Origin of the sequence: Chryseobacterium sp. Leaf180 (assembly GCF_001424585.1) — a bacterium.
Taxonomy (GTDB): Bacteria; Bacteroidota; Bacteroidia; order Flavobacteriales; family Weeksellaceae; genus Chryseobacterium.
On sequence record NZ_LMPJ01000001.1, the window covers coordinates 1,529,454 to 1,537,922 of the forward strand.

Annotated in this window: 3 protein-coding genes; all 3 read left to right on the forward strand. The window is 40.5% G+C overall.

All coding sequences use genetic code 11. The features are described 5' to 3' along the window. Entirely contained in the window at nucleotides 1-7,044 is a 7,044-nt protein-coding gene (gene sprA, locus ASG01_RS07210) for a cell surface protein SprA (protein WP_055861958.1), read from the forward strand. A 167-nt stretch (nucleotides 7,045-7,211) separates the two neighbouring features. Next, nucleotides 7,212-7,589, forward strand: a complete 378-nt coding sequence (gene gcvH, locus ASG01_RS07215) for a glycine cleavage system protein GcvH (protein ID WP_055862243.1) — start codon at nucleotides 7,212-7,214, stop codon at nucleotides 7,587-7,589. After that, nucleotides 7,534-7,941: a VanZ family protein gene (locus tag ASG01_RS07220; protein WP_117613393.1), complete on the forward strand. Its 408-nt coding sequence runs from the start codon at nucleotides 7,534-7,536 to the stop codon at nucleotides 7,939-7,941. Before gcvH ends, ASG01_RS07220 begins: the two co-directional genes overlap by 56 nt. Nucleotides 7,942-8,469 lie beyond the last annotated feature (528 nt).

An 8,469-nucleotide genomic window follows, 5' to 3' on the forward strand; every position in this document is an offset into this window, starting at 1 on the left:
GTGGCAAATACAAAGTATCTCAAAATATATTTTTACCTGGCTTTTTTATGTTTTTCTGTGCAGATTTTTGGGCAGACAGAGCCGGGTTATACGATCAAAAAAGACTACGCCGTAAGCGATCCCACATACTACGAGGCGTATTACGACATCAAAACCGGGATGTACTATGTATATCCAAAAGTCGGAAATGTAATTACCGGGCCTGGTGTGGCGATGTCTCCTGAAGATTATAAAGAATTTATGCTGGCAGAGCAGGCAAAGGCGTACTACAAAGATAAATCTGACCGCTACAGTCTGATGTTCCGGAAAGATAAATCGGGGGCGGCAAGAAAAGGTCTTATTCCTTCATTGACCATTAATAACAGGCTTTTCGAAAGTATTTTCGGGAGTAATAAGATTGAAATTATTCCGTCTGGTTATGCTTCTTTTGATTTTGCCGGGCTGTACCAGAAGATAGATAATCCTCTTATTTTACCGCAAAACCGTACCAGTTTTACATTTGATATTGATCAGAGAATCCAGCTTGGATTAATTGGTAAAGTTGGTGAAAACCTTCAGCTGAAAGCCAACTACGATACACAGAGCGGTTTCGCGTTTGAAAACCGTATGAATCTCGTCTGGCAGGCCAAAGGAACCTGGCAGGATCTTCAGACAAAAGGTTTAGGTGAAGTAAACAGACCCAATGCCGGCGGTGAAGATAAAATTATTAAACGCGTCGAATTCGGTAACGTAAATATGCCGTTATCAACGAGTCTTATCCGCGGCTCTGAATCTCTTTTCGGGGTGAAAACAGAATTTAAATTAGGCAAAACATACGGTACCGTCGTGTTGTCTCAGCAACAGGGTGAGGCCCGAAATATTGTCGTACAGGGTGGTGGCGTTCTGAATACTTTCAAAATTAATGCCATTGATTACGAAGACAACCAGCATTATTTTATCGGGCGGTATTTCCTGAATAATTATGACCGAGCACTCGAAAATTATCCTCAGATCAATTCAAGAATAAACATCAGCAGAATCGAAGTTTGGGTGATCGATCAGGGTAATTCAAATTTAGCGTATCAGAAAAGTATTATCGGTGTCAGAGATTTGGGAGAAGGAGCTTCCGGCTCTCCGGACAATACCCAAAACGGACTTTATCAGGCAATCAACACCACAATCGGACCGGCGCGTGATCCTGGTGTAAATTATGGTGATGTTCTTTTGGGTCAGACTTTCCCGGGATCGGCGACGCCTTATACCAACGGTGAAGAATTTATTTTTAACAAAAAAGCAAGACGTCTTAACGCCAACGAATATACATTTCATCCGCAGCTTGGATACGTTTCTTTAAATCAGAGACTGAATGACCAGCAGCTTTTGGCGGTTTCTTATTCATACACCGTTAACGGCAGCAACCAGATTTTCAAAGTGGGAGAATTCTCCGAAGAAAGTCAGGTTTTGGTGGCAAAACTTTTAAAATCAAATACCACGGTGAATGTAACGTCGCCAATGTGGGATTTGATGATGAAGAATTTTTATTCTCTTGATGCCGGGCAAATCGATCAGGACGGATTTATTTTAAATATCAATTACCGCGATCCGCAAACCGGTGGTATCGTCAATTATTTGCCAAACACGACAGTTGCCGACAGGAACTTACTGAAACTTCTCAATTGGGACCGACTCAATATCAACGGAGATTTGCAGACGAGCAACGGAACTTTAGGTGACGGGATTTTCGATTTTGTCAACGGAATCACCATCAGACCAGACGTTGGCCGTGTAATGTTTACCAAGGTGCAGCCTTTCGGTAATTATATGCAGCAGGTTTTGGGTTCAAATGATCCTCAGTATGTTTTTAATGATCTTTACACGCAGCAAAAACAGGTCGCTACCAACAGCAATCTTGCTCAGCGGTACACGCTTGAAGGTCGATACAAAGGTTCGCAGGGGCAGGGGATTTCTCTTGGTGCAGTGAATGTGCCGCAGGGTTCGGTAAAAGTTTCTGCAAACGGTGTTCAGCTGACAGAAGGTGTCGATTATACCGTAGATTATATGCTTGGTACAGTTGTGATTATCAACGAGCAGGTAAAACAATCTGGGCAGGCGATTAATATTGCTCTTGAAAATCAGCTGACTTTTAATACGCAGCGAAAAAGATTTTTAGGTTTAAATTTAGAAAGAAGAGTCAGTGAGAATTTTATTTTCGGTGGAACGGTGGTCAATTATTCTGAATCTCCGCTCACCCAAAAAGTAAATTTCGGGCAGGAAGCCGTGAATAACACAATGGCGGGTGTAAATATGTTGTATAACAATCAGCTGCCTTTCCTAACAAGAATAACCGATAAAATTCCGGGGATTAATACAGAAGCTCCTTCCAATCTTAATTTTAAAATGGAAGCTGCATATCTAATTCCGGGAATCAATAAAGGCACAAATGACCAGTCATACATCGACGATTTTGAGCAGACGACTTCCAGAATTTCACTGAAAGAACCCACCGCCTGGAGTCTTGCTTCAAAGCCTGAAAAGAATCAGACCGATCCTGTATTTCAGGGCGCTGGAGCCAATAACAGTCTTGTGAACGGCAATGGTCGTGGTTTGCTTTCGTGGTACAACATCGACCCGCGTTTTTACGGCATTGGTGGAAGAGCACCGGCCGGAATAACCGCGCAGTCGGTTTCCAATCACGCTTCCAGAAGAGTGCAGCTTGCTGAAATTTTTAACAACAGAGATTTCGTGGCGGGTGAGCAGACGTTTACCAATACCTTTGATATTTCATATTATCCGGCAGAAAAAGGACCGTATAACGTGAACCCAAATACGGAATCTACTTCGCAGCGTTGGGCGGGAATCATGAGACCAATCAGCATTTCAAATTTTGTAAATTCAAATATTGAATATGTAGAGTTTTGGATGATGGATCCTTACGCCGATGGAAACCAATTAAGTTTACCCGGTGGAAATCCAAAACTATTACTTCAGCTCGGAAACGTTTCTGAAGATGTTTTGAAAGACGGTTTAATGCAGTACGAAAACGGATTGCCAACGCCGGGCGCACCTTCTACAACCACCAGTTCGACCTGGGGAATCCAGCCTAAGCAGCCACCAATTTTATACGCATTTTCATCTGAAGGCGCAGAAAGAACTGCTCAGGATGCAGGTTATGATGGTCTTACTTCAGATCAGGAAGCGGCAAGATTTGGAAACACTTTTGTGAATCCTGTTTTGAACCGCGCAGATCCTGCAGTGGATGATTTTGTATTTTATCTTTCTGAAAAATTTACCGGGGCGCAGGCTTCTTCACTGGTACAGCGTTACAAATACTTCAGGGGTCCGGAAGGAAATTCACAGAGCAACTCGCTTGAGGTGTCGTCACAAACTCCGGATGCGGAAGATATCAACAAAGACTACAACTTAGATCAGGTTGAAAATTACAACCAATACGAAGTAAATCTTGCTCAGTCAGATCTTACATTAGGCAACAACAATATTGTCGATGTGAAGACTGTACAGGCGACTTTCCAGAACGGACAGACTTCTCAGGTAAAATGGTATTTATTCAGAATTCCGGTGAACGGATATGTTTTGAATGCAGGTGATGCCAGACCTGAAGTTCTTAATAATGTACGTTTTGCAAGAATGCTCCTGAAAGGTTTTGACAATACTTCTACGCTGAGGTTTGCCACAATGGATCTGATTCGCTCAGACTGGAGACGTTATCCTAAAAATATTGCCAGATCAATAGCTGATCCTGTTTTGGAAGGGTCGCAAAATGTTACGAATGATGATTTTGAAGTAGGTAGTGTTAATATTGAAGAAAATGCATTAAACCAACCTCCTTACGTTTTGCCTCCTGGAATTGACCGTCAGGTTTTAAGTGGAAATGCAGGTGCACAGCGTCAGAATGAAGCTTCGCTTTATATGAAAGCAAAACTGCTTCCTGCAACTCAGGCGCGTGGCGTTTTCAAAAATGTGCAGCTCGATATGAGACGTTACAAAAAACTGAGATTGTTTGTACATGCTCAGGATCCTAACAACAATGATGTAAACGTTGGACGAATTGATGAGAAGACAAAATTCTTCATCCGTTTTGGTAGTGATGCGACCGATAACTATTATGAATATGAATCTTCATTAAAAATTACCCCGAGAACAGCAACTACGCCATTAGAAATCTGGCCTTTTGAGAATGAAGTCAACATGAATATTCAGGATTTTGTTGACGCAAAGATTCGAAGAGACAGAAATAATCCGAATAACATTATCGAGAGAATACCGGATACCGAGTTTGATGCAGGTTCTACATTCAGAAAATTATACATAAAAGGCCGCCCGAGTCTTGGAAATGTAACCACAATTATGGTCGGAATCAGAAATGGTGGTGACCGTGCCGGTACGGCAATCGACCGTATTCTCTGGGTAAATGAAATCCGTCTTTCTGAGATTGAAAACGATGGCGGATATGCAGGAAATGCTTCTTTAAATTTCAATCTTGGAGATTTTGCAGTCGTAAACACAAGTGCATCGTACACCTCTGTAGGTTTTGGAAATATTGATTCTAAACCGGCCGAGCGTCTGCAGTCGACGCAGTCGGCTTTCAGTGTAAATACAGCAGTGAATCTGGATAAATTTTTACCGGAGAAATCAGGTATTAAGATTCCGGTAAATTATTCTTACTCGCAGACTATTGAAGATCCGAAGTACAACCCGCTTGATACCGATGTTGAATTTTCTAAAGCGGCAAACCGTGAAGAATTAAAACAGGTTGCCAGAACATTTACACAGCAGCGAAGCCTTGGCGTTGTCAACGCACGGAAAGAACGGGTCAATCAAACCCGGAAAGCGAGATTTTACGATGTAGAAAATTTAGCATTGACTGCCGTTTACAACGATGATTTTTACCGCGATATTTATACAAAAAGAAACTACAGACAGTATCTGCGCGGTTATCTTGATTACAATTATCAATTTAAACCTTGGGTGATCCGTCCGTTTAATAATATGGTGAGCGATACAGCAAAATCATACAAATATCTTCGCTGGGTAAAAGAATTTAATATCAATCCGATTCCTACAAGATTGTCTTTCCGTACCGAACTCGACAGAAATTACAACGAACTTGAATTTAGAAATATCGAGTCGCTCCTCAGAGGAAGTCAGAACAACGATTTTGCTGCGATCAAAAACAGAAATTTCTATTTTGGCTGGCAGTACGGTTTAGGATTTAATTTTACCAAATCTTTAAAGCTCGAAATCAACTCGGTGATGCGAACGCTGAATGATGAGGTGGATGTGAATACGATGGATAATTCTTCGATTTTCGGGAATGTGCTTCGTGCCGGCCGGCCGGTTTTATACAATCACAGAGTTCAGTTAAATTACAAACTGCCGTTCCAGTATCTTCCGTATGTTGATTTTATTGATCTTGAAGTGGGTTACGGATTTACCTATAACTGGAATGCGCGAAGTACAGTTTTGAGAAACTTTGTCAATCCTGATAACAATCTGCGCGAAAATCTTGGTTCAATTGGCCAGAATACAAATGTGGTTCAGGTTACAGGAACTGCAGATATTCCTAAGTTTTTTGGTCAGTTTGGATATTTCAAAAAAATGTCTGACAAACTTCAGAAAAGAAAAACTGAAATGGATTCTCTGAACACTGCGTACACGCAAGCCTGGGAGAAAAGAAGATACGCGTACAAAAGATATAAATTTAAAAACCGTCTGACGATGATGCAGAATGTAGCATTCCTGCTTACTTCATTCAAACAGTTGGATTTCTCTTATAACGAATACAGCGGAACCGTACTTCCGGGATTACTTTCTGCGCCAAACTGGTACGGAATCGGACAGACAAATGGTGGCCCAACCGCAGGTTTCCTTTTCGGATCTCAGGCTGATATCCGCCGTACGGTTTTGGAAAATAACTGGGTGAGCGATTCAGAATATATGATCGATCCTTATATTCAGATGACGACGCGCGAGCTTCGGGCAAATCTTCAGATTATGCCGATCAACGATTTTAGAATAGATGTAAATGTCTTGCAGAATTATAACCGAAACTTTACCCAAACCGGATTTAATTATCGTGACGGTGCCGGCAATGCAAACCCGAATTTCACCTTTGCGACGGATCTTATCACGTATTCAAATTCTGTAATTTTAGTAAACACCGCGTTCCAAGACGGAATGGCCGTTTATGCAGCGATTCGCCGAAATGCAGCGATACTTTCTCAACAGTTGGGAAGTGGCTATAGCATTGCGAATGCGTACAATTTAATTCCGGCTTTCCGTGGAGCAGTTGAAGGAAGAAATCCGGAGCCAATCGGCAATCCTAAAAAAGCGGGAATTCCTTTACCAAACTGGAGAATCACGTATTCTGGTTTAAGAAATATTCCGATTATCAGCGGACAGTTTACCAAATTTGATATTCTTCACAGCTACAATGCGACCTATACAGCAACCGGCATCCAGTCAAGCATCGATTATTTTAATGACCGGAATTCTGGTGGCGGAGGTCGCGATCTGAATGGTGATTTGATTAATCCGTACACATTTGCACAGGTCGGCTATGTAGAATCTTTTGCACCACTTGTAGGAATCGACGTGACAATGCGGAACAATATGCAGTTTGGTCTGCAGTACAACCGAAACAGAATGCTTCTTTTAGGTCTTGTAAACCATACTTTAACCGAAGATTCAAATACAGAATATGTCGTGAGACTAGGTTATATCGTTAGAAATTTCAGACTCGGAATGGCAAACACCCGCGGTGCACGTGCAAAAGGTACAGATCTGAACATACGTGGAGATATTTCTTTGCGCGACAGCCGTACAAGCATCATGAATATTTTGCTGGATGATTCTCAGGTAACCGGCGGACAGAGATTATTGAATGTGAAACTTTCTGCAGATTACAATCTTTCAGAAAATCTAAATTTGAGAGTTTTCTACGAGCAGATGAGTTCGAAATATAAAATCTCTACGGCATTTCCGCTTTCTACAATCAGAGCAGGAATTTCAGCAACATTCACTTTCGGTGATTCCGGCGGATTTTAAATTTTAAAATATTAGACAAAACCTTCACTTGCTGAAGGTTTTTTTGTGCCTGAAATCATTTTATGATCCATAATTTCCTAGAATTTAGCACTGCGAAAAATAAAGTATTTTATTTGAGCATTAATATTATTTTAAATAAATTTGTCCTTAGAAAAAATAAAATTAAAATGAATACACCGGCAGAATTAAAGTATACAAAAGACCACGAGTGGGTGAAGATCGAAGGTAACGTAGCGACTATCGGAATTACCGATTTTGCTCAGGGCGAGTTGGGAGACATCGTTTATGTAGACGTAGATACTTTGGATGATGAACTAGGCGGCGGTGATGTTTTCGGGAGTGTAGAAGCGGTGAAAACAGTTTCAGATCTTTTCTTGCCTATCGCCGGTACCGTTACAGAGTTTAATGCTGCTTTGGAAGATCAGCCGGAATTATTAAACACAGATCCTTACGGAAATGGCTGGATCATCAAACTTGAGCTTGCCGCAGATGCAGACCAGTCTGAGTTGCTTACAGCAGAAGAATATCAGGAAGTCATTGGATAAAATATCTTCCCTCAGTATAAAGATTTTGCCCATTTACTGGGCATTTCTTACATATATGCTCTTGCGTCCCGGCGTAGAAAACAAAGAATACTGGTTTATGTTCAGCGGAATCGATAAGGTTTTGCACTTGAGTATTTTCGCTGCATTAGGTTGTATCTTTATGAGCGCATTTCCGCGGGTAAGATTTTATTATTTTATCCAAATCATGTTGATATATGCTTTTCTTACAGAAATTTTGCAGGATGCAATGAAGATGGGAAGATCTTCAGAAACTTTCGACATAGTTGCAGATGTCATCGGATGCCTGATCGGATATTTCTTTTATAAAGCGGTTTCTAAAAGATTTTCGTAATTTAAGTTAAATCTTTTGTTTTTAAAATATAGGAATGCTTGCTTCGGTGAGTGTTTTTTTTTGTTTCAAATGATCCAATTTTAAATTCGAGGCATATAGTTAAACAAAAGTTTGAAACTTTTCTAATTCATTTACAGAGTTTTAGGTTTAAATATTAATTTAAATTGAATTTAATGTTAATTCTATTTGGAATTGCAGCTTAAAGATTCTTACTTTTGCCGCACTGAAAAACGGATGAGAGTTTGTTGATTAGGTAAAAGCGCAGGAGCGGTTTCCGATAGGGGGAGCTGATTAGATTTTAGGAAAAGCACTTAATTAAACATTTTTGAGGTTGAGATTTTAGGGATGTAGTTTTAGAAAAAATAAAAATATTTTTTCTTGGATTATGTTGGTTAAAGTTTTTATCTTTGCAGTCCGGCAAAACCGGGAAGCGCAGGAGGGATTTATTTAGGGATTGGATGTTTTGGGTATGGATTTGCTTTCATTGATGAAGGGAAATTTTTTCAGAAAAACATTTGGTAGTTTAGG